The organism is Burkholderia sp. USMB20 (genome assembly GCF_000949135.2).
In the GTDB taxonomy this organism is placed as follows: Bacteria; Pseudomonadota; Gammaproteobacteria; order Burkholderiales; family Burkholderiaceae; genus Burkholderia.
Genome location: NZ_JTAN02000019.1, coordinates 691547 through 716100, shown reverse-complemented (window position 1 = coordinate 716100; position 24554 = coordinate 691547). Strand labels below are relative to the sequence as shown.

Sequence of the window (24554 nt, the reverse complement as noted above, 5' to 3'; positions counted from 1 at the left end):
GCGGCATCGGCAGGGAGCCAATGATGAACGCGAAGGTGGCGATGGTGACGGTGGCGCTCGCGGCATGCGCCGGGCTCGCGCGGGCGGATGGCGAGGCCCCGGTGCGCGTGCCGGTCGACGCCGACGGCGTGCAGCGGGTGGCGATCGTCGGCGGCAGCTATTTCTTTCGCCCGAACCACGTGATCGTCCGCGCGCACGTGCCGGTGGAGCTGACCGTATCGGCCGAACCGGGCGTCGTGCCGCACAGTTTCGCGATCGACGCGCCGCAGGCCGGCATCGCGGTGCGCACCGAACTTGGCACAACGCCGCGCACGTTGCGCTTCACGCCGACGGCGCCCGGCCGCTTCGCCTACTATTGCACGCATCGGCTGCTGTTCTTGCGCAGTCATCGCGAGCGCGGAATGGAAGGCGTGCTCGACGTCGAGGCGGCGCCATGATCGCCGCGTTGCTGGCCGCGAGCCTGATAGGAGCGAGCATGACAGCCGACCCCGTGACCGTCGCGCAGACGCATTTCGACCAGGTCCACTCGTATCGCGCGACGATCCGCTCGTCGGCGCGAAGCGGCGAGCACGCCGAATTCCACTATGCGTACCTGAAACCCGGTTTCGTCCGGATGGACTTCGTGTCGCCGCATCACGGCGCGGTGCTCGCGTACGATCCCGGCGACGGCAAGGTCCGGCTGCGCCCGTTCGGCGAGCATGCGCTGCCCGCGTTGACGCTGTCGCCGTCCAATCCGCTCCTGCGCAATCGCAGCGGCCATCGCGTCGACCGGTCGGACGTCGGCGTGCTGCTGCGCAACGTGCATGCGCTGCAGCAGGGCGGTGCGACGGTGACGGAGGGCCAGGAAACCGTCGGCGGCCGCACCACGCTGCGCGTGTCGGTGACGGGCGCACCCGCGCACGTGGTCGACGGCGTGCATCGCTATCGTCTGTGGCTGGACACCGAGGACGGCTTTCCGCTGAAGGTGGTCAGCTTCGCGGACGACGACGGCGCGCCGCTCGAGACGGTCACGCTCGACGACGTCGAGATCGACGTCGCGTTTCCCGCCCGCTTTTTCGCACCCTGATCCCTGATCCCGACGACTCCTGCCGGAGGCAGCATGGCGGAATACCGGTTTTCGACGACGTGGCGCGTGGACGCGCCGCTCGCGGCGGTCTGGGACGCGATCTACCAGGTCGATCGCTGGCCCGACTGGTGGAAGAGCGCCGTGCGGACCGTCGAGATCGAACCCGGCGATGCGCGCGGCGTCGGCGCGCTGCAGCGCTACACGTGGAAAGGCGCGTTGCCGTACCGGCTGACCTTCGACATGCGCGTGCTGCGCGTCGAGCGGCTGCATGTACTCGAAGGTCGCGCGAGCGGCGCGATCGAAGGCGACGGCCGCTGGTCGTTCGCCGGCGACGGCACGCGCACCGTCGTGCGCTACGACTGGCACATCCGCACGCGCGAGCGCTGGATGAACTGGCTGGAGCCGGTCGCGCGCCCGCTGTTCGCCTGGAATCACGACGTCGTGATGCGCGAAGGCGCAAAAGGGCTCGCGCGCCGGCTGGGCGCGACGGTCGAGACCGACGGCCGGACGTTCCAGCCGGTCGCCGGCTGTCCGGACATGTGACGATCTCGCGTTCTGTCCCGGCCTCGTTGGCGTCCGAGCGGCCCTTTTCATGCGATACCGGACGACCGCGGGAACTCGGTGCCTGCCCCGTGTCAAATTGGGGCGATGGTCGGGATATCCCGTATCCCGTCCGCGCCCGGTGTGCGAGGTTGACGTGTATGTGTTTGTTTTGAATGATCTTTTTTGATTTATCCCCGTTTTCTCGCCGGTCCGCCCCGCACGAAAAAACCTCCGGCTCCCCTTCTTGAATTTGTCAAAACCCGTCCATATAATTAGCACTCGCTGCACGAGAGTGCTAACAATTCTCTGCCGGGCGACCCGCCGGGCAGATTCCCTAAGCGTTCTTCAATCTCAGTCAAGAGAGGAGTGAATATGAACCTTCGTCCTTTGCACGATCGCGTGATCGTCAAGCGCCTGGATCAGGAAACCAAGACCGCCTCGGGCATCGTGATCCCCGAAGCTGCTGCTGAGAAGCCGGATCAAGGCGAGATCCTCGCGGTCGGCCCGGGCAAGCGCGACGACAAGGGCGCGGCGATCGCGCTCGACGTGAAGGTCGGCGATCGCGTGCTGTTCGGCAAGTACGCTGGTCAGACCGTCAAGGTCGACGGCCAGGAACTGCTGGTCATGCGCGAAGAAGACATCATGGCCGTGGTCAACGCGCAGTAAGCGTCCACCGACGGTACATATTCCCAAGAATTCAAGGAGTTAGAAGATGGCAGCTAAAGACGTCGTATTCGGCGATTCCGCCCGTTCGAAGATGGTCGAAGGCGTGAACATTCTCGCCAACGCAGTCAAGGTCACGCTGGGTCCGAAGGGCCGCAACGTCGTGCTCGAGCGCAGCTTCGGCGGCCCGACGGTCACCAAGGACGGTGTGTCGGTCGCGAAGGAAATCGAGCTGAAGGACAAGCTCCAGAACATGGGCGCGCAAATGGTCAAGGAAGTGGCTTCCAAGACCAGCGACAACGCAGGCGACGGCACGACGACGGCAACCGTCCTCGCGCAATCGATCGTTCGCGAAGGCATGAAGTACGTCGCATCGGGCATGAACCCGATGGACCTGAAGCGCGGCATCGACAAGGCAGTCGCAGCGGCTGTCGAAGAGCTGAAGAAGATCAGCAAGCCGTGCACGACGAACAAGGAAATCGCACAGGTCGGCTCGATCTCGGCGAACAGCGACACGTCGATCGGCGATCGCATCGCTGAAGCGATGGACAAGGTCGGCAAGGAAGGCGTGATCACCGTCGAAGACGGCAAGTCGCTGGCTGACGAACTCGACGTCGTCGAAGGCATGCAGTTCGACCGCGGCTACCTGTCGCCGTACTTCATCAACAACCCGGACAAGCAAGTCGCCGTCCTCGACAACCCGTTCGTGCTGCTGCACGACAAGAAGGTGTCGAACATCCGTGATCTGCTGCCGGTACTCGAGCAAGTCGCGAAGGCTGGCCGTCCGCTGCTGATCATCGCAGAAGACGTCGAAGGCGAAGCGCTCGCAACGCTGGTCGTCAACAACATCCGCGGCATCCTGAAGACCGTTGCGGTCAAGGCGCCGGGCTTCGGCGATCGTCGCAAGGCGATGCTGGAAGACATCGCGATCCTGACCGGCGGTCAAGTCGTCGCGGAAGAAACCGGCCTGACGCTCGAGAAGGCAACGCTGGCAGAACTGGGCCAGGCGAAGCGCATCGAAGTGGGCAAGGAAAACACGACGATCATCGACGGCGCAGGCGAAGCCGTGAACATCGAAGCGCGCGTCAAGCAAGTTCGCACGCAAATCGAAGAAGCGACGTCGGACTACGACCGTGAAAAGCTGCAAGAGCGCGTGGCCAAGCTGGCCGGCGGCGTGGCAGTGATCAAGGTCGGTGCTGCGACCGAAGTCGAAATGAAGGAAAAGAAGGCACGTGTCGAAGACGCACTGCACGCAACGCGCGCAGCTGTGGAAGAAGGCATCGTGGCAGGCGGCGGCGTTGCGCTGATCCGCGCTCGCACCGCGATCGCAGGCCTGACCGGCGCGAACGCCGACCAGAACGCCGGCATCAAGATCGTGCTGCGCGCAATGGAAGAGCCGCTGCGCCAGATCGTCACGAACGGCGGCGAAGAAGCGAGCGTCGTGGTGGCGGCAGTGGCTGCAGGCACGGGCAACTACGGCTACAACGCAGCAACGGGCGAGTACGTCGACATGGTTGAAGCCGGCGTCGTCGACCCGACCAAGGTCACGCGCACCGCACTGCAGAACGCAGCTTCGGTTGCTGGCCTGCTGCTGACGACGGACGCAGCTGTCGCAGAACTGCCGAAGGAAGACGCACCGATGCCGGGTGGCATGCCGGGCGGCATGGGCGGCATGGGCATGGACATGTAATCGACTTCGGTCGATGGTGTCCGGGGCGCGCAGCGATGCGCGCTCCAGCCAAAGAAAAAGACCCGCAGCGATGCGGGTCTTTTTTTATGTGCGCGTAAAAAGGGGCGGACATGCCGCCCCGGCGCGAGGGTGAGCCGCGTGCAACGGCGGCGCAGGGCCGCCGTGCGGGTTCAATGCCGGGCGATCCGCGGTGAGGTTTTGCTGCTTTCCGTCACCGGGCGCCCGCCTTCCTCATCGTTGCTGCGGGCCCAGAAGAACCGGTCGGGCAGGTACGCGCCCATGCCGGGCCGGAACGCGTCGCGCACGGCCTGGTACAGGTATTCCTGCGCCTCGCGCACAGCCTCGGGCGGCTCCTGGCCATTCGCGAGCAGTGCCGCGATCGCCGCGCCGAGCGTATCGGTGATGCCCATCAACCGGTGCGGCGAGCGATCCCACATGTCTTCGCGAAGCTGGCCTTCCTCGCCGTACAGCGTGTTGACGAGCCGGTGCGAGCCCGTCTCCGACGACAGGATGTACTCGCAGCCCTGCGACAGCAGGTGCGACACGGCCGCGTCGAGATTCGGCGCCTCGGCATCGCCGTCCGGCTGCGCGAGCGCGATCAGCGTCGCGTGGTCGGCGACCAGCAGCGTCGTCTGCGGCGCGAGCAGGTCGGCGATCGATTCGCGCAGGTCGTCGGCGGCGAGCACGTGCTCGTCGTCGAGCGTGAAGTCCGGCGCGAGCACGAGCGGCACGCCGTCGTAGTCGGCGACCACTTCGGCGATCGCGCTCACGACTTCCGCGCGCGTCGCCGCGCCGATCTTGAACGCGGCGACCGGCATGTCCTCGAGCAGCATGCGCGCCTGGGCGGCGACGACATCGGGATCGAGACCGGTCACTTCGTCGCAGGCGGCCGAGTCGCGCACGGTATAGCCCGTCAGGACGGACACGCCGTGGCAGCCCATGCTCGCCAGGGTCATCAGATCGGCTTGGAGGCCGGAGCCGCCGGTGGGATCGGACAGGCCGAAGGTGAGGACGATCGGAGGGGCGTTGCTGGACATGTAAAAATGGGGCAAGAAAAAAACGGGGAAGCGACGGAACTGCGGACGGCGAGGCGAAGTGGGCGTTTGGGCCCTGTGTTGCCCGGCAGGCCGCACTTTCCAGCCATTATGCGGCGGAATCCGGCCCGCACGACGGATTTTTTAGCGCAGCGCAACGTAGTCGCCGTACTCCAGCGCGATTGCTAGGCAGTCCGGCCCCGACACGGTACCATCATGGCTCCCGAATTTACCGACTTTTCCCGACGCGGCTTAAGATGGAATACAAGAGCTGGATGTGCCTGATTTGTGGCTGGATTTATGACGAAGAAGCCGGGCTGCCCGAAGAGGGCATCGCCCCGGGCACGCGCTGGGAAGACGTCCCGATCAACTGGACGTGCCCCGAATGCGGCGCTCGCAAGGAAGACTTCGAGATGGTCCAGATCTGACCGGACCTCGGCCAACGGACACCCGGCTGCGGCCTCGCGGTTGCCCGGTGCTTGCGCGCCGAGGCCGGCGCGAGCGACTTGACGATGACAGGCGCGCGTGTCCATGACGGCCGATCCGGCGAACGTTCCCACCCTGACGCATTACCCAACCCGCGCGGCGGGGCGTGCGCGCGGCGACGCGTGGCTCGCGGCGCGCCGACGCATTCGAGCGTCGCGACGACCGGCCGCGCCGCTGTCGGCCGCTGCCGCCGTGCTGCGGAGAGCCGGCTGGCTGCCGGCCGCCGATTCGGGCAACTCGCCGCCGCGGTGCCGCTCGTCGCCGCCGAACCGGCTTGCGCCGCCGGCGCTCGCGTTGCGCGATTTCAGCGCGGCGGTCGGGCGCCCAATCTTCGCGAGCTGGCCTGCTCGCCCGTCCTGTTCGACCATTTCCGTGCGCTGCGTGCGCAAAGCTCGGCCGACCTGCACGCGAGCGTGCCGCTCGACGCGCTGGCACTCGTCGGGCGCGCGACGCCGCCGGCGACGCTGCGCGCGTTGCCCGACGCATTCGCGAGCCGCGCGCGGGCCCGTTACGAGCAGGCGCTGCTCGGCGTGCTGCGGGCGCCGCACGGCACGCCGGACGCGGCGCTCGACGAGCTCGACACGACCCTGACCGCGCTGGCCGACGACGCGCCGTACGACTTCTGGCGGCTCGCCGCCGCGTGCGTGCGCGCGCTGCGCGCGTGCGCCGCGCCCGAGCTGAAGCGTTTCCTCGCACGGACCAACCTGCTGCTCGGCGAGCACGCGCAGGGCAGGCGCAGCGCGCCGCCGGCGCTCGTGCGCGAGACGGTTGCGTTGCTGTGGCGCGATTTCGCGCTGTTCGGCGCGGCCGCGGAAGACGTCGCGCTCGTCGACGTGCTGCACGACTATGGACTGACCGTCGACTGGCACGTCGCCGGCACGCCCGCGTCCGAGGCGCTGTGGGAAGCCGGCGCCGCGCAGGCCGAGCATGAGGCGGTCGCGGCGGCGCCCACCCGCATGCTCGGCGTCGTGACCGTCAATGCGCACGCGTATGAGGATTTCCTGCAGACGGCCGACGCGTCGATGGCCGATCTGGCCGTCGATGCGGGTGCGGCCGATGCGGGGGCCGCATGGCGCGCATCCGCGGCCGCCTACCGGGTCGGTACGGCCGCATGCGCGCTCGGGCTCGGTCACGCGGCGCTGCTGGCCGACACGCTCGGGCTCGCGTGGCGCCGTGCCGCACACGGCCTGCCGCTCGCCGACGGCGGGCTCGACGCGCACGGCCGGGCATCCGACCTGCTGCGCGGCGCGCTGCTGAAGATCGCCGCAGGGGTGGCGCCGCCGGACCTGACCGCGGCGTCCGAGGCGCTCGGCGCGGCGCTCGCCCGGACCTGATGCGCAACGGGGCGCGACCGCGGCGGCAGCCCTTGCCACGCGGGCCGGCAACACGCTGCCGACAGCGCCCGCGCGCGTGTTAGAGTGCCATGTGATCCGCGCGCGTCGTTGCCAGCGTCGTGCGGCGTTGCTTGTTGATCGCGGCCCGGTCAGGCCGCGGCGTCTTTGCTAAAATTCAAACCATGTCAAAGCCTTCCGATCGCATCAATCTCACCAACCAGTTCCTGATCGCCATGCCGAACATGGCGGATCCGACGTTTTCGGGAACGGTGGTCTATCTTTGCGATCACAGCGAGCGCGGTGCGCTCGGCCTCGTCATCAATCGGCCCACCGACATCGACCTCGAATCGCTGTTCAGCCGCATCGACCTGAAGCTCGACATCGAGCCGCTGCTGCACATTCCCGTGTACTTCGGCGGCCCGGTCCAGACCGAGCGCGGCTTCGTGCTGCACGAGCCGGTCGAGGGCGCGAACTACAACTCGTCCATGTCGGTCGAGGGCGGGCTCGAGATGACGACGTCGAAGGACGTGCTCGAGGCGGTCGCGACGGGCACCGGCCCGAAGCGCTTCCTGCTGACGCTCGGCCACGCCGGCTGGGGCGCCGGGCAGCTCGAGGAAGAAATTTCCCGCAACGGCTGGCTGACGGTCGCCGCCGATCCGCGCATCGTGTTCGACACGCCGGCCGAGGAGCGTTTCGAAGCCGCACTTGGCCTGCTCGGCGTCAGCTCGTCGATGCTGTCCGGCGAAGCAGGGCACGCATGAGCGGCGCGAGCGCGCGCGATGCGACGCTCCTGGCGTTCGATTACGGCGAGAAGCGGATCGGCGTCGCGATCGGCAATGCGCTGACGCGCTCGGCCCGCGCCCTCGTCGTGATTCCCAACCTGAATCGCGAGCACCGCTTCAAGGCGGTCGGCGAACTGCTGGCCGAATGGCGGCCGGACGCGCTCGTCGTCGGCCTGCCGATGCATCCGGACGGCACGCCGCACGACATGACGCAGCAGGCGAAGCGTTTCGGCAACCAGCTGAACGGCCGCTTCGGGCTGCCCGTCACGTGGGTCGACGAACGCTATTCGTCGGTCGAGGCCGAGGCCGGGCTGCGCGAGCGCAACGTGCGCGGGCGCGCACGCGCCGAGATGCTCGATGCCGAGGCCGCGCGCGTGATCCTTCAACAGTATCTCGATCAATTGTCCGACTATGAGCACCATTGATGCCGACGCGCTCTACCGCGTCCTGCTCGACCAGATCCGCAACGCGTACGGCACGGCCTTCGCCGAGCCGGGCGGCCCGCGGCTCGCCGGCATTCACAGCGGCGGCGCCTGGCTCGCCGAGCGCCTCGCGCGCGATCTCGGCGCGCCGGGGTTCGGCGTCGTGAACGTCGCGCTGCACCGCGACGACTACGCGAAGAAGGGGCTGCACAGCCAGGCAAGCCCCACGTCGCTGCCGTTCGAGGTCGACGGCGCGCGCATCGTGCTCGTCGACGACGTGCTGTACACCGGCCGCACCGTGCGCGCCGCGCTCAACGAACTGTTCGACTACGGCCGTCCGGCCGCGGTCGAGATTGCGGTGCTCGCCGATCGCGGCGGCCGCGAACTGCCGGTCGCCGCGCGTTTCGCGGGCGGCACCGTCGACGTGCCGGCCGATGCGACGCTCGTGCTCGCGCGCGACGAAGCCGCGCAGCTCACGCTGCGCATCGAGGCCCACGGCGCCTGAGCGAACCGCGCAACCGTATCCCGGGCCGCCGGTTCGTACCGCGGCCCGTTTGCATAGTTGGAATCACGCACACCATGACCACCGACACCACTGGCCGCACCGGCAATCCCGCCGCGGCCGCGAGCCCCGAGCGGTTCCGCTACGGTTTCCTGAAGGGCAACCCGCAGCTCACGAAAAACGGCGAGTTGAAACACCTGCTGTCGATCGAGGGCCTGCCGCGCTCGATCGTCAACCACATCCTCGACACGGCCGAGCAGTTCGTCAGCGTGACGGACCGCGAGGTGAAGAAGGTGCCGCTCCTGCGCGGCAAGTCGGTGTTCAACCTGTTCTTCGAGAACTCGACGCGCACGCGCACGACCTTCGAGATCGCCGCGACGCGCCTGTCGGCCGACGTGCTGAACCTGAACATCAACGCGTCGTCGACGAGCAAGGGCGAGTCGCTGCTCGACACGATCAACAACCTGTCGGCGATGCATGCCGACCTGTTCGTCGTGCGCCATGCGTCGAGCGGCGCGCCGTACCTGATCGCCGAGCACTGCGCGCCGCACGTGCACGTGATCAACGCGGGCGACGGCCGTCATGCGCACCCGACGCAGGGCCTGCTCGACATGTACACGATCCGTCACTACAAGCGCGACTTCACGAAGCTGCGCGTGGCGATCGTCGGCGACATCCTGCATTCGCGCGTCGCGCGCTCGGACATCCACGCGCTCACCACGCTCGGCGTGCCGGAAGTGCGCGCGATCGGCCCGCGCACGCTGCTGCCGGGCGGCCTCGAGCAGATGGGCGTGAAGGTGTTCCACAACCTCGACGAAGGCCTGAAGGGCGTCGACGTGATCATCATGTTGCGCCTGCAGAACGAGCGGATGAGCGGCGCGCTGCTGCCGTCCGCGCAGGAATACTTCAAGACGTGGGGCCTGACGCCCGAGCGCCTCGCGCTCGCCGCACCCGACGCGATCGTGATGCACCCGGGCCCGATGAACCGCGGCGTCGAGATCGACTCGCAGGTCGCCGACGGCCCGCAGTCGGTGATCCTCAACCAGGTCACGTTCGGCATCGCCGTGCGGATGGCGGTGATGGGCATCGTCGCCGGCAACAGCGACTGAGCCCGCTTTCGCGCATCCTTATTCACGCAATCAACGCATTTACAGACAGCGCATGAAGATTCATATCAAAGGCGGCACGCTGATCGACCCGGTCGCCGGCACCGAGCGGCAGGCCGACGTATTCGTCGCGGACGGCAAGATCGCCGCGCTCGCGGCAGCAGGTACGGCGCCGGCCGGTTTCGACGCGGACAAGACGATCGACGCGTCGGGCCTGATCGTCGCCCCCGGTCTCGTCGACCTGTGCGCGCGGCTGCGCGAGCCCGGCTACGAGCACAAGGCGACGCTCGCGTCCGAGATGGCCGCGGCCGTCGCGGGCGGCGTGACGACCCTCGTGTGCCCGCCGGACACCGACCCCGTGCTCGACGAGCCGGGCCTCGTCGAGATGCTCAAGTTCCGTGCCCGCAACCTGCACCAGGCGAACGTCCATCCGCTCGGCGCGCTCACCGTCGGCCTCAAGGGCGAAGTGATCACCGAGATGGTCGCGCTGACCGAATCGGGCTGCGTCGGCTTCACGCATGCGAACGTGCCGGTGCGCGACACGCAGGTGCTGCTGCGCGCGCTGCAATACGCGAGCACCTACGGCTACACGACGTGGCTGCGTCCGCTCGACGCGTTCATCGGCCGCGGCGGCGTCGCCGCGAGCGGCGCGCTCGCGTCGCGGCTCGGGCTGTCCGGCGTGCCGGTCGCGGCCGAGACGATCGCGCTGCACACGATCTTCGAACTGATGCGCGTGACGGGCGCACGCGTGCACCTTGCGCGCCTGTCGTCCGCGGCCGGCCTTGCGCTCGTGCGTGAAGCGAAGGCCGAGGGGCTGCCCGTGACGTGCGACGTCGGCGTGAACCACCTGCACCTGATCGACGTCGACATCGGCTACTTCGATTCGCAGTTCCGGCTGGACCCGCCACTGCGCGGCGAGCGCGATCGCGAAGCGATCCGCGCGGCGCTCGCCGACGGCACGATCGATGCGATCTGCTCCGATCACACGCCGGTCGACGACGACGAGAAGCTGCTGCCGTTCGCCGAAGCGACGCCGGGCGCGACGGGGCTCGAACTGCTGCTGTCGCTCACGGTGAAGTGGGCCGATGAAACGAACACGCCGCTCGCGCAGGCGCTGCGCCGCATCACGGCGGCGCCGGCCGACGTGCTGCAGTTGCCGGCGGGCCGCCTGGCCGAAGGCGGCGCGGCCGACCTGTGCGTGTTCGACCCGCGCGCGCACTGGCGCGTCGAGCCGCGCGTGCTGAAGAGCCAGGGCCACAACTCGCCGTTCCTCGGCTACGAACTGCCGGCCTGCGTGCGTGCGACGCTCGTGGCGGGGCAGGTCGCGTTCGAGCGTCACTGAACCCAGCCGGATCTTCGCCATGACCGCTCTTCGCAAGCTGCGTCTCGTCTTTCACCTGCTGCGCGGCATGGCGATCGTCGCGCTGCGCTTTTCGCATGTCACGCCCGCGCGCCGCGCCGAAATGACGCGCCGCTGGTCGCTCAAGATGCTGCGGATCTGCGGGATGCGCCTCGTCGTCCACAACGACGGCGCGCGGCTCGACGCGAGCGCGCTCGTGGTCGGCAATCACGTGTCGTGGCTCGACATCTACGCGATCAACGCATGGCGGCCGACGCCGTTCGTGTCGAAGGCCGAGGTGCGGCAGTGGCCGGTCGTCGGCTGGCTCGCCGAGAAGCTCGATACCGTGTTCCTGCAGCGCGAGAAGCGTACCGAGGCGATGCGGATCATGCACGAGATGGCCGAGCGCCTGCGCGGCGGCGGGCTGATGTGCGTGTTTCCGGAAGGCACCACGTCGGACGGGCAGGGGCTGCTGCCGTTCCATGCGAACCTGTTCCAGGCCGCGGTGTCGGCCGGCTGCGCGGTGCAGCCGGTCTGCCTGATGTACGAGGACGCGCAGCGGCGGCAGTCGGTCGCGCCGGCCTATACGGGCGAACTGTCGCTCGGGACGTCGCTCGACATGGTGTTGCGCGGCGGCCCGCTCGTCGCGCATCTCTACGTGTGCGAGCCGATCGCGCCGGGCGGTGATCGGCGCACGACGTCGGCGGCGGCCCGCGATGCGATCGCCGCCGCGCTGGCGACGTTGCAGGAGAAGGTCGGCAAGCCGTCGGCCGAGTCGCTCGCGGAGCTGCAGAAGCATGCGTATCCGGCGACCGAGCTCGGTGGCGGTGCGGCGGGTGAGGCGGCGGCCGAGGAGCCGGTGCCGGGGCGGGAGGGGTGATGTTTCATTCCGCCCGCACGCCGCGCGTGCGGGTCATTCGCCGCCCGGCGTGCGGCACGCGTCGCACTGCACCTGCGTGACCGTACGCTGTGCCGGGTCGGCCGTCAGTCGCACGGCCGACAGCTGATTTCCCCATACGCACCCCGAATCGAGCGCGACGACGTTGTCACGCAGCATCAGGCCGAGCGCGGCCCAGTGCCCGAACACGACCGTTACGTTTTCGGTGCGGCGCGCCGGTACGTCGAACCACGGCAGGTAGCCCGGTGGCGCGCTGTCGGGGCCGCCGTTCGTCTTGAACTCCATCGCGCCATCGGGCGTGCAGAACCGCAAGCGCGTGAACGCATTGAACGCGACGCGCATCCGGTCGCGTTTTTTCAGGTTCGGACTCCATTGATTCGGTTCGTTGCCGTACAGGCCTTGAAGCGTGTCACGCCAGTCGGGGGCGCGCAGTGCGCGCTGGAGTTCGTCCGCGAGTTCGAGCGCGAGCGATGTGTCCCATTGCGGCAGTACGCCCGCGTGCACGAGCAGCATGTCGTTTTCGAAGTGCGCGAACGGGCGGTGGCGGACCCAGTCCAGCAGCGCGTCGGCGTCGGGGGCGTCGAGGATTTCGCCGATCGTGTCGCCCGGGCGTTCGGTGCGGATGCCGGCTGACACCGCGAGCAGATGGAGGTCGTGGTTGCCGAGCACGACGGTCGCGCGCGGGCCGAGGTCGACCAGCGCGCGCAGCGCGGCAAGGGAGTCGGGGCCGCGGTTGACGATGTCGCCGGCGATCCATAGCGGGGTGTCGGCGGGGGCTGAAAGCTTTTCGGACAGCGACTGGAAAGCTGAATGACAGCCTTGGATGTCGCCGATGGCGATGGGGGTGCGGGTCATGAGGGGCGGATCCTGCGGGTTTCCCGGAAAAAAGAAAAGTAATCGGAATTCAGCGTGATTTTTGGGTCGATGTTCGCGGAAATGCGCTTGATTTGGTGGGAAATTCCGTTGCCGGCAAGGGTGCGGAGCGCTGTATCAAGTTGTTAGCAGCATGGCTTTTGCGCCGCGCGGCTCCCTATAATTGTCGTTTTCCCGAACAAAATTAGCATTTCATGACTTTGGCGGACATGTTGAACGGTTAAAATTCCCGGTCTGATGTACCGAACACAATACTGACAAATTTGACGCGGCCAGCGCCCGATAGTGCGGGCCGCGCCCTACGAGAGGGAACCTCATGATTCTGGTTACGGGCGGCGCAGGGTTTATCGGTGCCAACTTTGTACTCGACTGGCTGCGCGATTCCGACGAGGCAGTGCTCAATGTCGACAAGCTGACTTATGCAGGCAACCTCCGTACGCTGCAGTCGCTGGACGGAAATCCGAACCATGTGTTCGCACGCGTCGACATCTGCGATCGTACCGCGCTCGACGCACTGTTCGCCGAGCACAAGCCGCGCGCGGTCCTGCACTTCGCAGCCGAAAGCCACGTCGACCGCTCGATCCACGGCCCGGCCGATTTCGTGCAGACCAACGTTGTCGGCACGTTCACGCTGCTGGAGGCGACCCGCCAATACTGGAACGGCCTGAACGACGCCGACAAGGCGGCATTCCGGTTTCTGCACGTGTCGACCGACGAGGTGTTCGGGTCGCTGTCGGCGACCGATCCGCAGTTTTCCGAGACGACGCCCTATGCGCCGAACAGCCCCTATTCGGCAACGAAGGCGGGCTCGGACCATCTGGTGCGCGCGTACCATCATACGTACGGCCTGCCGACGCTGACGACGAACTGTTCGAACAACTACGGCCCGTACCAGTTCCCCGAGAAGCTGATCCCGCTGATGATCGCGAATGCGCTCGCCGGCAAGCCACTGCCCGTGTACGGCGACGGCCAGAACGTGCGCGACTGGCTGTATGTCGGCGACCACTGCAGCGCGATCCGTGAAGTGCTCGCGCGCGGCGTGCCGGGCGAGACGTACAACGTCGGCGGCTGGAACGAGAAGAAGAACCTCGAGGTCGTGCATACGCTGTGCGATCTGCTCGACAAGGCGCGCCCGAAGGCGGCCGGTTCGTATCGCGACCAGATCACCTACGTGACGGATCGCCCGGGCCACGATCGCCGCTATGCGATCGATGCGCGCAAGCTCGAGCGTGAACTTGGCTGGAAGCCCGCGGAAACGTTCGAAACGGGCTTGGCAAAGACTGTCGACTGGTATCTCGACAACCAGGTGTGGGCCGACGAAGTCGCGTCGGGCGAGTACCGCAAGTGGGTCGAAACCAACTATGCGAAGCGCAGCTGAGGAGAAACACGATGGCACGTAAAGGCATCATCCTGGCGGGCGGTTCGGGCACGCGGCTGTATCCGATCACCCACGTCGTATCGAAGCAGCTGCTGCCGGTGTACGACAAGCCGATGATCTACTACCCGCTGTCGACGCTGATGGTCGCAGGCATTCGCGACGTGCTGATCATCTCAACGCCGCAGGACACGCCGCGCTTCGAGTCGATGCTCGGCGACGGCAGCCAGTGGGGCATGAACATCCAGTACGCGGTGCAGCCGTCGCCAGACGGCCTCGCGCAGGCGTTCATCATCGGCAAGGAATTCGTCGGCAACGATCCGTCGGCGCTGATCCTCGGCGACAACATCTTCTACGGCCACGATCTCGCGAAGCAGCTCGAGCGTGCGCACGCGCAGGAAGCCGGCGCGACGGTGTTCGCGTATCACGTGCACGATCCGGAGCGTTATGGCGTCGTCGAGTTCGACAAGTCGTTCCGCGCGCTGTCGATCGAAGAGAAACCGGCGCAGCCGCGTTCGAACTACGCGGTGACCGGCCTGTATTTCTACGACAACCGGGTGTGCGACATCGCGGCCGACATCAAGCCATCGCCGCGCGGCGAGCTGGAAATCACCGATGTCAATTCGCGGTATCTGAAGGACGGTGCGCTCAATGTCGAGATCATGGGGCGTGGCTATGCGTGGCTCGATACCGGCACGCATGATTCGCTGATCGAGGCGGCCAGCTTCATCGCGACGCTGCAGAAGCGGCAGGGTCTCGTGGTCGCGTGCCCGGAAGAGATTGCCTACCGCCGCAACTGGATCGATGCGGAGCAAGTGCTGAAGCTGGCACAGCCGCTCTCGAAAAACGCGTACGGGCAGTACCTCAAGAACATTCTCACGGATCAAGTCGCATGGCCATCCAAGTAACGGCGACGGCGCTGCCCGAAGTCAAGATCATCGAGCCGAAGGTGTTCGGCGACGCGCGCGGGTTCTTCTACGAAAGTTTCAACGGGAAGGAATTCGCCGAGCAGGTCGAACCCGGCATCGAATTCGTGCAGGACAACCATTCGCGCTCGTCGAAGGGCGTGCTGCGCGGGCTGCACTACCAGATCCAGCACGCGCAGGGGAAGCTCGTGCGCGTCGTCGAGGGCGAGGTGTTCGACGTCGCGGTCGATATTCGCAAGCAGTCGCCGAACTTCGGCAAGTGGGTCGGTGTGGTGCTGTCGAACGACAATCATAGACAACTGTGGGTGCCGCCCGGCTTTGCGCACGGGTTCGTCGTGCTGTCGGAGGCCGCGCAGTTCCTCTACAAGACGACCGACTACTGGTTCCCCGAGCACGAGCGGAGCATCGTCTGGAACGATCCCGAAATCGGGATCGAGTGGCCGATCGATTTCGAACCGCTGCTGGCCGCGAAGGATGCGGCCGGCAAGCGTTTGAGCGAAGCCGAAGTCTATGCGTGAGGTGGGTGTGAAACCTGAACCGACGATTCTCGTGACGGGTGTGAACGGGCAGGTCGGGTTCGAACTGCTGCGCTCGCTGCAAGGCCTGGGGCGCGTCGTGGCATGTGACCGTTCGATGCTCGATCTGTCCGATCTTGATCGGGTCCGCGGCATCGTTCGCGAGCTGAAGCCGTCGATCATCGTGAATCCGGCCGCGTATACGGCGGTCGACAAGGCGGAGACGGACGTCGATGCCGCACGTCGGCTGAACGCCGATGTGCCGCGCGCGTTTGCGGAGGAAGCAGCCCGCATCGGCGCGGCGCTGGTTCATTATTCGACCGACTACGTGTTCGACGGCACCAAAGAGGGTGCCTATGTCGAAACGGATGCGACCAACCCGCAGAACGTCTATGGTCTGACCAAGCTCGAGGGCGAACAGGCGATCGCTGCGACCGGGTGTGCGCATTTGATCTTGCGGACGAGCTGGGTTTACGGGCGGCGCGGCAAGAACTTTCTGCTGACGATGCTGAAGCTCGGCAGTGAGCGTCCGGAATTGAAAATCGTCGCGGATCAAATCGGCGCACCCACGTGGTCGAACTCAATCGCTACCGTCACGGCACACGTCGTTGCGCAGGGGCTGGCGGCTGATTCGCCCGAATGGTGGCGTGAGCGCTCCGGTATCTACCACTTCGCCGCAGGCGGTGAAACGTCCTGGCACGGCTTCGCGGAAGAGATTTTCCGTTTGTCGCTGGGTGACAAGGCGCCGCGAACGGTACCGATTCCGGCGAGCGAATACCCGGTACCGGCGAAGCGGCCCGCGAATTCCCGCATGTCGGGCGAAAAGCTCATGCAGACGTTCGGACTGCGCATGCCTGCATGGGGCGATGCGCTCAAGCTTTGCCTGGATGCCTGAATGACTAACGCTTCCGCACCGCGCGGAACGACTGGCTACGTTGTCGTTTTTTATCGACCGGATGCGGACTGCGTGGTCCGCGCGAATCGCCTGTGCGAATTCGGACCGTGCGTGGTGGTCGACAACACCGAGCGCGCCGTGTCTGCCGCGTCGTTAGGGCTCGACCCGAGCGCGATCTATATCGCGAACGGTGAGAATCGGGGGGTTGGCGAGGCGTTCAACCAAGGGGTCGAGCGCTTGATCGAACTGGGGTGCGAATTCGCGATGCTGTTCGACCAGGATAGCGAACCGGAGAGTGAACTCTTGCGCGGATTGCCGGAGGTGCTCGCACGCGAGCTGTCTAGCGGCACGCGTGTCGCGCTGGCCGGTCCGGCCTACGACGACCGTCGCCTCGGAGGCGTCGTGCCATTCGTTCGATTCGGCTATTTCAAGCTCAAGCGGGTACCGCCGACGGGAACCCGTCCTGTGGACGTGGACTTCCTGATCAGTTCCGGTTCGTGCCTGAATCTGGCTGCTTGGCGGGAAGTCGGTCCGATGGACGAGGGACTGTTCATCGACTTCGTCGACTTGGAGTGGTGCATCAGGGCGCGAGCGAAGGGGTATGCGGTGCTGGGCGTTCCCGCCTTCCGGCTTTCCCACGAACTGGGGGGTGAACCCGTTCGCGTATTCGGACGAAAGTACCCGGGGCACAACGCATTGCGCCACTATTACATGTTCCGTAACGCGATTGCGCTGTTCAAGCGCCGGTATGTTCCGTTGACGTGGAAATCGACCGAGTTCGTCAAGTTGCCGGTCAGGCTCGCGATCTATGCCATCTTCATGACGCCGCGACTCGACCATCTGCGGATGTCCCTGCTCGGGCTCTGGCATGGCGCAATCGGCCGGACTGGTGCCCGATAACCGTATCGCACGGGCTGTCCCGCTATTTCAAACCTATTCTGACAGATTCAAAAATCTCGCATGTTTAATCTCGCATTCGGTGACCTCAAGCAGAGCGTCGTGTCCTGGCGGCTCTGGACATTGTTGGGTTGGCTGGAGGTCCGTCAGCGTTATGCGCGGTCACGCGTCGGGCCGTTCTGGCTCACGATCAGCATGGGTGTGGTCATCGGTTCGATCGGCGTCGTGTATGGCACGCTGTTCGGACAGAAGATGAGCGACTACCTGCCGTTTCTTGCGAGCAGCCTCGTGATGTGGGGCGTATTTTCGCAGACGATTCTGGAGGGCAGCGTCGCGTATATCAACAGCGGCACCTACATCCGGCAGGCCGCTACGCCGAAGCTGATCTATATCCTGCAGGTCGCGTGGCGCAACCTGATCGTGCTCGCGCACAACTTCGTGATCGTGCTGCTGCTGCTGGTCATCTTCGGCGTGAAGAACTGGGAGGCGCTGCCGTTCGTGATCCCGGGGCTGATCGTCTACATGCTGAATGCCATCTGGATCGCGATGATTGCGGGTCTGCTGTCCGCGCGCTTCCGCGATTTGCCGCAGATCATCGGCGCGTTGATTCAGGTCGCCTTCTATGTGACTCCGATCATCTACCGCCCGTCATCCCTGAACCGGTATTCGTTCATCGTCGAATGGAATCCGCTGTCCTACCTTTTGGACATCGTCCGCGATCCGCTGATCGGCCAGATTTCTCCGCCGTTGACGTGGGGCGTGACGATTGGAATGGCGCTGATCGGATGGCCCATTGCGCTGACGCTGACCGGTCGGTTTCTGAAACGTATTCCGTATTGGGTGTGAGGTCGCCAAATGGCTTTTATCGAACTGAAAGGGGCGACGCTGGATCTGCCCATCTACGATGTGCAGGGACGCTCGCTGAAACGTCAGGTTCTGCGCATGGGGCGCCGCAACACGATCGCGGAAGACAACGACGGCGTGATTGTCGTGCGTGCGCTCGACAACATCGATTTGCGCCTCGAGAGCGGTGACCGGATCGGCCTGATCGGCCACAACGGTGCCGGCAAATCGACGCTACTGAGAACGATGGCCGGCATCTATCCTCCGACGGCGGGCACGGTAGCCCGCAGCGGCAAGGTGGTTCCCCTGCTCGACATCAGCCTCGGGATGGATGAGAACTCTACGGGACTCCAGAACATCCGGCTGCGCGGTCTGCTGCTGGGAATGAGCGACGCGGAGATTCGTGAGAAGCAACGGGAGATTGCCGACTTCTGCGAGCTTGGCGACTATCTGGACCTGCCGATTCGGACGTATTCGAGCGGTATGCGTGTGCGTCTCGCGTTTGCCGTCTCGACGGCGGTCGATGCCGAGATCCTGCTGCTCGACGAAGTGATGGGTGTCGGCGATGCGGCCTTCATGCATAAGGCTGAGCAGCGGCTCGCGGATTTGCATAGCCGGGCCGAAATCGTCGTGCTGGCGATGCATTCGAATCATGAAATCCGCCGCGTCTGCAATAAGGCACTCTGGATGGAGCGTGGTCGGGTGCGGGCATTCGGAGCGGTGGAAGAAGTCGTGTCAGCATACGAGGCGCAAGTCGGCGTCTGATTGTTGTGGTGAGGGCAAGATAGTTGCCGCGCACCGCGTTCTGCTTGAGATGGATGCAATGAATCTGGGAAATACTCGACTCGATGCGGATGGCTGCAGTGATCTGCCCATTTCGCCGGTTTCGCTCTGGTGGCCGGAGCTCACGATTGCATCGGCATGGCGGGTGCATGCGCCGTTCGGCTTCTGGCTGATTGACGCGGTACGGCCAGCTGTCGTCGTCGAGTGGGGGATGCGCGATGGCTTCGGCTATTCGGTTTGGTGCCAGGCCATTCGCGATCTCGGATTGTCCGCTCGCTGCAGCGCGTTTTGTGAACTGCGTGACGGCGCGTTGCCGGCTGCGCGTGCGGCGTCCGAGCGCCAGGCTCTGCACGCGCATCATGCGCGGCATTACGCGACGTTTTCGGCACTTGCGTGCTCGACACTGGATGACGCGTGCGCGAGCGTTGCCGATGAGACGATAGGACTGCTTCATATCGATCCTGCGCCCGAGGACGGCGACGTCCGTCGGATTTTCGATGCATGGTTGCCCAAGCTCGCGCCGGACGGGATCGTGCTGCTCCATGGCACGCAGCGGGACGCTGGCAATGGCACGCGCGATCTCTGGACCGTGTTGCGCACGCGCTATCCGTCGTTCGAATTCGCACATGGATCGGGGCTCGGCGTCGTCGCTGTCGGCGAACGTTATCCTGACCGGCTGCGCCCGTTGTTCGAATCAGGAGCGCGTGCCGAGTATATTGCCGGCCTCTACGCGCATCTGGGCGATGCGGTCATGCAGCGATTCGGCCAGAATGAACGTGCAGGCATGGTGCGCGTCGGCGCGGACCAGGGTGTTCCGGTTCGCGGCGCCGACGCAATCGGCATATTGCAGGCGACGGTCGACAAGCAGCGTACGCGGCTCGACGTGCTGACACGTCGACTGAAATCCGAAGCGCGCAGCGCGTATCTTGCGAACGAGCAGTTGCGGCAGGCTCGAACAGAGGTCAACGCATTGCGCGGCTCGACGTCCTGGCGCATCACGGGACCGATGCGGGCTGCCGTCGGATCCATGCGCGGCCCCCGTAGAGTGGTGTCGAAGGTGAAGAACCTGTCGGCAATCGTGGGTACGTCCGTCCGGACGCGGGGCGTCGCCGCGACACTGCAAAAAATCGTCGGTGCGCGAAAGGAGCATGGCCTGCGCGCGTTGTTGGCCGCCGTACCCGGCATGCATTCGACACCGCTGTTCGATCTGCCGCCTGCTCGACCTGCGCAAGGCAATCTGGCGTTGCGGGTGCTGCTCATCGCGGAGATGAGCATTCCTCAATGCCTTAAATATCGCGTGACGCAAAAACAGAGGATGATCGAGGCGCTGGGCTTTGATTGCTCGGTCGTCAGCTGGAGCGATATCGACAATGCGAAGAGTCTGCTGCAGACGCATTCGATTGCGATTTTCTACCGCGTCCCGGGTTTTCCGGGGCCGCTCGAACTGATTGCGGAGGCGAAGGCGCTCGGGTTGACGACGTTCTGGGAAGTCGACGACCTGATTTTCGATGCGGAGAAGTATCTGCATAACTCGAATCTCGACAAGGTCGATGCGGAAACCCGCAAGGGCGTGCTGGCGGGAGTGCCGCTCTATCGCGCGGCGATGCTCGCGTGTGATTACGGTATCGCGTCGACGTCGGGTCTTGCGGACGCAATGCGGGAAGCCGGGGTGCCCAAGGTGTACGTGATCGAAAACGCGCTCGACGAAGAGACGATTCGCGTTGCGACCGCCATCGCGAACACACCGAAAAAGGATGATGGGCTGGCGCGGATCGCGTACGGTTCCGGGACCAAAACGCACGACGCCGATTTTCGCGAGGCTGCCGCCGCGATCAAGCGTGTGCTGGCAGCCAGGCCGAACGTCCGCCTGCGTATCCTCGGCGAACTCAACTTGCCGGACGATTTCAGCGACGTCATGGCCCAAGTCGAACGGTTGCCGCTGTCGAACTACGTAACGTATCTCAAACGGCTGGCAGAGTCGGACATCAGCATCGCGCCGCTCGAAGACAACGTTTTCAACGACGCCAAATCGAACATCAAGTATCTCGAGGCGGCAAGTATCAAGCTGCCGTCCGTCTGCTCGCCCAGCGCAGCGTTCCGTACGGCAATCGTGGACGGCGACACGGGTTTCCTGGCGGCGGATTCGGCTGCCTGGGAGCGAGCATTGCTCGCATTGATCGACGATCGGGCGGTGCGCGAGCGGATGGCCGAACGAGCGTTCCAGCACGTGCACGACGATTATGCTCCCGAGCCGATCGCGCGACATCAAGTGCTGCCTTTACTGGCCGGTTATCGGTCGCCACAGCGCAAGCTGCGAGTACTTGGCGTCAACATCTATTTCGAACCGCGGCGCTTCGGCGGTGCGACGGTCGTGGCGGAGGAAATGGCGCGGCGTCTGAATCGAAGCGGTGCACTCGAGTATTTCATGTTTTCGTCACTGCCCACCAGCGACGTGCCGGCCTACAAGCTGAAGCGCTACGATGCGACGGCGGGCGGCGTATTTGCGATGGGGCTGCCGGGCGAGAGCGATCCGTCGTTCGGATTCGAGAATCCGCATTCCTTGGCACCGTTCAGGGAAGCCGTGCGCGCGATACGGCCCGATGCCGTGCATCTGCACAGCATCCAGGGCATCGGCGCCCAGATCGCCGAAGTGTGTCAGGACGAGGACATTCCGTATGTCGTGACATTGCATGATGCATGGTGGATCTGCGGTCGGCAGTTCATGATCACGGGCGAAAATCGATTCTGCAACCAGCGCAAGATAGACATCAACGTCTGCGCGACGTGCGTCGACAACCCGGCGCTGAACGGGTATCGCCAGATGCGGTTGCGCGATGTCCTGGAAGGGGCGGCGTTGTTGCTCGTGCCGAGCGAGTACTTCAGGCAGTTGTTTATCGAGAACGGATTCGATCCGGCCAGGATCGCACTCAACAAGAATGGCATCATGGCGCCCGCGCCGCGCGCTATCCCTCGCTCATCCGGTGAGCGGGCGGTGAGGTTCGGATATGTCGGGGGAGAGACGCCGATCAAGGGCTCGCATCTGATCAAGGCTGCATTCAAGCAGTTGCCCTATACGAATTACCGGCTTCGCGTTGTCGACAATGTGCTGAATCTCGGCCGTCGCTCGATCGATCCGGTCGACTGGTCGATTCCCGGGGAGCTGGAGATCGTGCCGGCATACACGCAGGAAAGCATCGACACGTTCTTCAATGAAATCGATGTATTGCTCTGTCCGACGCAATGTATGGAGAGCTTCGGCCTGTCCGTGCGAGAGGCGTTGATACGTAACGTCTGGGTGATTGCGACGGACGCCGGCGGCTTGAGCGAGGATATCGTTCCGGGCGAGAACGGCGATGTGATTCCGCTCGACGACACGGGGCCGGCACTTGAAAAGGCCATCGGTCGCCTGCTGGCCGATCCTTCGCGTCTCGACGGATATCGGAATCCGTACGCCGACCGGATCCGGCAATTCGACGATCAGGCGAGCGAACTTGGTCGCCTGATCGAACAGGCCGTTTCACAGCATCAGTCCATCCCGCAGGCACCGGCGCGATGATGGCGACGGAGTGCTGTCGCTACGCCGGAAAGCGGTGGTCGGGCGTCGGGCATTGCGAGTGCGGTCTGGAGGCATGGTGAGCAGGCGTGCTGCGGGAAATGCAATGCTTGCCCGGATGGCATCCGTGCGCCTTTCGATCAGCAGGCGTGCGGCCACGGTCATGGCAGCCGTGCGCCGGCAGGGGGTCAAGGGCGCGGTGCGTAAGATCGTGCGTGTGTTGCGACGGGATGCGCGATATCAAAAGTGGATCGCCAGCTACGACACGTGCGGAGCCCGAGAGCGCGCGACACTCGAGGCAGAGGTAAGAAGGCTGCCTGCGTCCCCGCTGATTTCGATCGTGGTGCCGGTGTACAACACGCCGGCGTCGTTGCTCGCCGAGATGATCGAGTCGGTACTTGAGCAAATCTATCCTCGCTGGGAGCTTTGCCTTGCGGACGATGCGTCTCCGGAGCCGCATGTCCGCGACATTCTCCAGCGTTACGCCGCACGCGATTCGCGCATCCGAGTCGCATACAGGGCGCGCAACGGGCATATTTGCGAGGCGAGCAATAGCGCGCTGGAACTCGCGACGGGCGAATTCATCGCGTTGCTGGACCACGACGACGTATTGCCGAGCCACGCACTTGCCGTCGTCGCGCGCTACATCAACGCATATCCTGAAGCGAAACTGTTCTATAGCGACGAGGACAAGATTTCGGAAGCAGGGCGGCGCAGTACGCCCTATTTCAAGGCGGATTGGGATCCTGAGTTGATTGTCCAGCAGAATTTCTTTTCGCACTTCGGCGTGTTCGACACGAATATCGTTCGAGCGGTCGGGGGATTTCGCCGTGGACTCGAGGGAAGCCAGGATCACGACCTCGTGTTGCGATGTGCTCGCGTCGTCGCTCCTTCGCACATCGTGCATATTCCACACGTGCTGTACCACTGGCGGACAATCGAGGGGAGCACGGCGGTCAGCATCGCGGAAAAGCCATACGCGGTTGATGCGTACGTCCGGGCAGTTACCGACCATCTTGCCGCGACCGGAGTGGACGCGACAATCGTGCCGCCGTCCCGCGATTTCCCGTTCATTCGCATCGACCATGCGCTCCCCGAGCCGGCGCCATGGGTCCATGTCGTGGTCCTGCCGGGCGACAGCCGGGACGCGGATATGGCCACGTATCTGTCAGATTTGGTGTCGAAAACCGCTTATACGAACGTTCATGTGACGCTGGTGCGGCGAAACGCTGCGTTGTCGCTGACTGACGAACTGGCGCGGACGGTTTCAGTTGCCGATGTGCGTGAAATCTGCGACATGGAGCGACTGCTGGAGGGGCACGATATCGTCTGCATCATCGATGCGCGCGCGATGCCGATCGAGCGGAACTGGCTGCTCTGGCTGGTTGGCCACGCGATGCAGCCCGGTGTCGGCCTGACGGGGCCGGTGCTGTTCGACGCGACGGGCGCCGTGCGGGCTGCCGGACAGGTGATGACCTCGCACGGCCGAGCTGTTCCGGCGCTGCCCGGTGATGGAGTCGGAGACTTCGGCTATTTTGGCTGGCAGGTGCTGACTCATGCCGTATCGTCGATTCCTGCTGCATGCGTCGTCGCGAGGGTTGATCGCGTGCGTGCCGCCGGCGGATTGCGGTTCGATTCGGCGCGTGCATGGAATGTCGACCTGTCGATGCGAATGATCGAAACCGGCATGCGAAACCTGATCGTGCCGCGGGCCGCGTTTCGCGACACGTCGCGCAGGCAGTGGCAATTCGTCGACGACCTGGTCGTCGGGGAAGCAGTGCGTGAATCGTGCTATAGCCCCAATCTGAGCCTGACGGGCAGCGCTGCGGAGTTCGACTATGCGTATCCGCCGCGTGTCACAGTCTTTTCGTGATTCGAGTTCGGTCAGTCGGGTCGTTTCGGGGTCCGTTGCAGACTCCCCATTGCCTTGCACTCGCGAAGTTGATGATTGCTGCTGCTAACGAGCTCCCGCGATTGTGATAAGTGGTACGAACGATCCTGTATGCGGGAGTCTGATGATCAGCATGCA

The 24554-nt window shown here is 65.0% G+C and carries 23 protein-coding genes and 1 pseudogene; 22 read left to right on the top strand and 2 right to left on the bottom strand.

Features of this window, described 5'->3' with window-relative positions:
• Nucleotides 1-23 precede the first annotated feature (23 nt).
• The 5 genes from PL79_RS27900 to groL all read left to right on the top strand — a co-directional run bounded on the left by PL79_RS27900 (nt 24) and on the right by groL (nt 3962).
• Nucleotides 24-437, top strand: coding sequence for a quinol oxidase (locus PL79_RS27900; protein WP_044846315.1), 414 nt, complete (start codon nt 24-26; stop codon nt 435-437).
• The gene (locus PL79_RS27895; protein WP_044846300.1) at nt 434-1066 is read left to right on the top strand and encodes a membrane protein; all 633 of its coding nucleotides are present in this window, start codon (nt 434-436) and stop codon (nt 1064-1066) included. The genes PL79_RS27900 and PL79_RS27895 overlap by 4 nt, the downstream gene beginning before the upstream one ends.
• Nucleotides 1067-1099: 33 nt before the next feature.
• Complete coding sequence (locus PL79_RS27890; RefSeq protein ID WP_044846299.1) at nt 1100-1609, top strand: SRPBCC family protein; 510 nt, start codon at nt 1100-1102, stop codon at nt 1607-1609.
• Nucleotides 1610-1981: 372 nt separating this feature from the next.
• Nucleotides 1982-2275 carry a co-chaperone GroES gene (gene groES / locus PL79_RS27885; protein WP_014897904.1) on the top strand — a complete coding sequence of 98 codons (294 nt, stop codon included), beginning with the start codon at nt 1982-1984 and terminating at the stop codon, nt 2273-2275.
• Between the two features lie 46 nt (nt 2276-2321).
• Nucleotides 2322-3962 (top strand): chaperonin GroEL, encoded by a 1641-nt coding sequence (groL, locus tag PL79_RS27880; protein WP_044846298.1) that lies wholly within the window; start codon nt 2322-2324, stop codon nt 3960-3962.
• Nucleotides 3963-4132: 170 nt separating this feature from the next.
• Here groL and PL79_RS27875 read toward each other — a convergent pair whose 3' ends face one another.
• The gene (locus PL79_RS27875) at nt 4133-4999 is read right to left on the bottom strand and encodes a hydroxymethylpyrimidine/phosphomethylpyrimidine kinase (protein WP_044846297.1); all 867 of its coding nucleotides are present in this window, start codon (nt 4997-4999) and stop codon (nt 4133-4135) included.
• A gap of 254 nt (nt 5000-5253) precedes the next feature.
• Here PL79_RS27875 and PL79_RS27870 point away from each other — a divergent pair, with 254 nt between their 5' ends.
• From PL79_RS27870 to PL79_RS27835, 8 genes and pseudogenes are all read left to right on the top strand, one after another.
• Nucleotides 5254-5424 (top strand): rubredoxin, encoded by a 171-nt coding sequence (locus PL79_RS27870; protein WP_004186709.1) that lies wholly within the window; start codon nt 5254-5256, stop codon nt 5422-5424.
• Between the two features lie 103 nt (nt 5425-5527).
• A pseudogene (locus tag PL79_RS27865) lies at nt 5528-6816 on the top strand (hypothetical protein).
• 182 nt (nt 6817-6998) lie between these two features.
• Nucleotides 6999-7577 (top strand): YqgE/AlgH family protein, encoded by a 579-nt coding sequence (locus tag PL79_RS27860; protein ID WP_044846295.1) that lies wholly within the window; start codon nt 6999-7001, stop codon nt 7575-7577.
• On the top strand, nt 7574-8023 hold the full coding sequence (gene ruvX / locus PL79_RS27855) for a Holliday junction resolvase RuvX (protein ID WP_044846294.1): 450 nt from the start codon (nt 7574-7576) through the stop codon (nt 8021-8023). Before PL79_RS27860 ends, ruvX begins: the two co-directional genes overlap by 4 nt.
• Nucleotides 8010-8525, top strand: coding sequence for a bifunctional pyr operon transcriptional regulator/uracil phosphoribosyltransferase PyrR (gene pyrR, locus PL79_RS27850; RefSeq protein WP_044846293.1), 516 nt, complete (start codon nt 8010-8012; stop codon nt 8523-8525). Before ruvX ends, pyrR begins: the two co-directional genes overlap by 14 nt.
• A 74-nt stretch (nt 8526-8599) precedes the next feature.
• A complete protein-coding gene (locus PL79_RS27845) occupies nt 8600-9631 on the top strand; it encodes an aspartate carbamoyltransferase catalytic subunit (protein WP_044846292.1) in 1032 nt (343 codons plus the stop codon).
• A 52-nt stretch (nt 9632-9683) separates the two neighbouring features.
• Nucleotides 9684-10970, top strand: coding sequence for a dihydroorotase (locus PL79_RS27840; RefSeq protein WP_044846291.1), 1287 nt, complete (start codon nt 9684-9686; stop codon nt 10968-10970).
• Between the two features lie 19 nt (nt 10971-10989).
• Complete coding sequence (locus PL79_RS27835) at nt 10990-11847, top strand: lysophospholipid acyltransferase family protein (RefSeq protein ID WP_044846290.1); 858 nt, start codon at nt 10990-10992, stop codon at nt 11845-11847.
• A gap of 33 nt (nt 11848-11880) precedes the next feature.
• Here the strand turns inward: PL79_RS27835 and PL79_RS27830 are convergent, their stop codons facing one another.
• Complete coding sequence (locus PL79_RS27830) at nt 11881-12720, bottom strand: symmetrical bis(5'-nucleosyl)-tetraphosphatase (RefSeq protein WP_044846289.1); 840 nt, start codon at nt 12718-12720, stop codon at nt 11881-11883.
• Nucleotides 12721-13054: 334 nt separating this feature from the next.
• Here PL79_RS27830 and rfbB point away from each other — a divergent pair, with 334 nt between their 5' ends.
• From rfbB to PL79_RS27785, 9 genes are all read left to right on the top strand, one after another.
• Nucleotides 13055-14116: a dTDP-glucose 4,6-dehydratase gene (gene rfbB, locus PL79_RS27825; RefSeq protein ID WP_044846288.1), complete on the top strand. Its 1062-nt coding sequence runs from the start codon at nt 13055-13057 to the stop codon at nt 14114-14116.
• Between the two features lie 11 nt (nt 14117-14127).
• The gene (gene rfbA / locus PL79_RS27820) at nt 14128-15021 is read left to right on the top strand and encodes a glucose-1-phosphate thymidylyltransferase RfbA (RefSeq protein WP_044846287.1); all 894 of its coding nucleotides are present in this window, start codon (nt 14128-14130) and stop codon (nt 15019-15021) included.
• The gene (gene rfbC / locus PL79_RS27815; protein ID WP_044846286.1) at nt 15006-15557 is read left to right on the top strand and encodes a dTDP-4-dehydrorhamnose 3,5-epimerase; all 552 of its coding nucleotides are present in this window, start codon (nt 15006-15008) and stop codon (nt 15555-15557) included. The genes rfbA and rfbC overlap by 16 nt, the downstream gene beginning before the upstream one ends.
• A complete protein-coding gene (gene rfbD / locus PL79_RS27810) occupies nt 15550-16449 on the top strand; it encodes a dTDP-4-dehydrorhamnose reductase (RefSeq protein WP_044846285.1) in 900 nt (299 codons plus the stop codon). Before rfbC ends, rfbD begins: the two co-directional genes overlap by 8 nt.
• Nucleotides 16450-17349 carry a glycosyltransferase family 2 protein gene (locus PL79_RS27805; RefSeq protein ID WP_044846284.1) on the top strand — a complete coding sequence of 300 codons (900 nt, stop codon included), beginning with the start codon at nt 16450-16452 and terminating at the stop codon, nt 17347-17349.
• Between the two features lie 60 nt (nt 17350-17409).
• Nucleotides 17410-18192: an ABC transporter permease gene (locus PL79_RS27800; protein ID WP_044846283.1), complete on the top strand. Its 783-nt coding sequence runs from the start codon at nt 17410-17412 to the stop codon at nt 18190-18192.
• Between the two features lie 9 nt (nt 18193-18201).
• A complete protein-coding gene (locus PL79_RS27795) occupies nt 18202-18954 on the top strand; it encodes an ABC transporter ATP-binding protein (RefSeq protein ID WP_044846282.1) in 753 nt (250 codons plus the stop codon).
• A gap of 58 nt (nt 18955-19012) precedes the next feature.
• Complete coding sequence (locus PL79_RS27790) at nt 19013-22528, top strand: glycosyltransferase (RefSeq protein ID WP_193759885.1); 3516 nt, start codon at nt 19013-19015, stop codon at nt 22526-22528.
• A 103-nt stretch (nt 22529-22631) separates the two neighbouring features.
• Nucleotides 22632-24398 (top strand): glycosyltransferase family 2 protein, encoded by a 1767-nt coding sequence (locus PL79_RS27785; protein ID WP_193759884.1) that lies wholly within the window; start codon nt 22632-22634, stop codon nt 24396-24398.
• The last annotated feature ends 156 nt before the right edge of the window (nt 24399-24554 follow it).

Coding starts and splice junctions, on each gene's coding strand:
- PL79_RS27785 (WP_193759884.1), top strand. CDS start 22,632: ATGCTTGCCCGGATGGCATCCGTGCGCCTTTCGATCAGCAGGCGTGCG.
- PL79_RS27895 (WP_044846300.1), top strand. CDS start 434: ATGATCGCCGCGTTGCTGGCCGCGAGCCTGATAGGAGCGAGCATGACA.
- PL79_RS27860 (WP_044846295.1), top strand. CDS start 6,999: ATGTCAAAGCCTTCCGATCGCATCAATCTCACCAACCAGTTCCTGATC.
- rfbB (WP_044846288.1), top strand. CDS start 13,055: ATGATTCTGGTTACGGGCGGCGCAGGGTTTATCGGTGCCAACTTTGTA.
- PL79_RS27840 (WP_044846291.1), top strand. CDS start 9,684: ATGAAGATTCATATCAAAGGCGGCACGCTGATCGACCCGGTCGCCGGC.
- PL79_RS27790 (WP_193759885.1), top strand. CDS start 19,013: ATGAATCTGGGAAATACTCGACTCGATGCGGATGGCTGCAGTGATCTG.
- PL79_RS27875 (WP_044846297.1), bottom strand. CDS start 4,999: ATGTCCAGCAACGCCCCTCCGATCGTCCTCACCTTCGGCCTGTCCGAT.
- PL79_RS27870 (WP_004186709.1), top strand. CDS start 5,254: ATGGAATACAAGAGCTGGATGTGCCTGATTTGTGGCTGGATTTATGAC.
- PL79_RS27800 (WP_044846283.1), top strand. CDS start 17,410: ATGTTTAATCTCGCATTCGGTGACCTCAAGCAGAGCGTCGTGTCCTGG.
- groES (WP_014897904.1), top strand. CDS start 1,982: ATGAACCTTCGTCCTTTGCACGATCGCGTGATCGTCAAGCGCCTGGAT.
- rfbD (WP_044846285.1), top strand. CDS start 15,550: ATGCGTGAGGTGGGTGTGAAACCTGAACCGACGATTCTCGTGACGGGT.
- PL79_RS27805 (WP_044846284.1), top strand. CDS start 16,450: ATGACTAACGCTTCCGCACCGCGCGGAACGACTGGCTACGTTGTCGTT.
- PL79_RS27830 (WP_044846289.1), bottom strand. CDS start 12,720: ATGACCCGCACCCCCATCGCCATCGGCGACATCCAAGGCTGTCATTCA.
- pyrR (WP_044846293.1), top strand. CDS start 8,010: ATGAGCACCATTGATGCCGACGCGCTCTACCGCGTCCTGCTCGACCAG.
- rfbC (WP_044846286.1), top strand. CDS start 15,006: ATGGCCATCCAAGTAACGGCGACGGCGCTGCCCGAAGTCAAGATCATC.
- groL (WP_044846298.1), top strand. CDS start 2,322: ATGGCAGCTAAAGACGTCGTATTCGGCGATTCCGCCCGTTCGAAGATG.
- rfbA (WP_044846287.1), top strand. CDS start 14,128: ATGGCACGTAAAGGCATCATCCTGGCGGGCGGTTCGGGCACGCGGCTG.
- PL79_RS27900 (WP_044846315.1), top strand. CDS start 24: ATGAACGCGAAGGTGGCGATGGTGACGGTGGCGCTCGCGGCATGCGCC.
- ruvX (WP_044846294.1), top strand. CDS start 7,574: ATGAGCGGCGCGAGCGCGCGCGATGCGACGCTCCTGGCGTTCGATTAC.
- PL79_RS27845 (WP_044846292.1), top strand. CDS start 8,600: ATGACCACCGACACCACTGGCCGCACCGGCAATCCCGCCGCGGCCGCG.
- PL79_RS27795 (WP_044846282.1), top strand. CDS start 18,202: ATGGCTTTTATCGAACTGAAAGGGGCGACGCTGGATCTGCCCATCTAC.
- PL79_RS27835 (WP_044846290.1), top strand. CDS start 10,990: ATGACCGCTCTTCGCAAGCTGCGTCTCGTCTTTCACCTGCTGCGCGGC.
- PL79_RS27890 (WP_044846299.1), top strand. CDS start 1,100: ATGGCGGAATACCGGTTTTCGACGACGTGGCGCGTGGACGCGCCGCTC.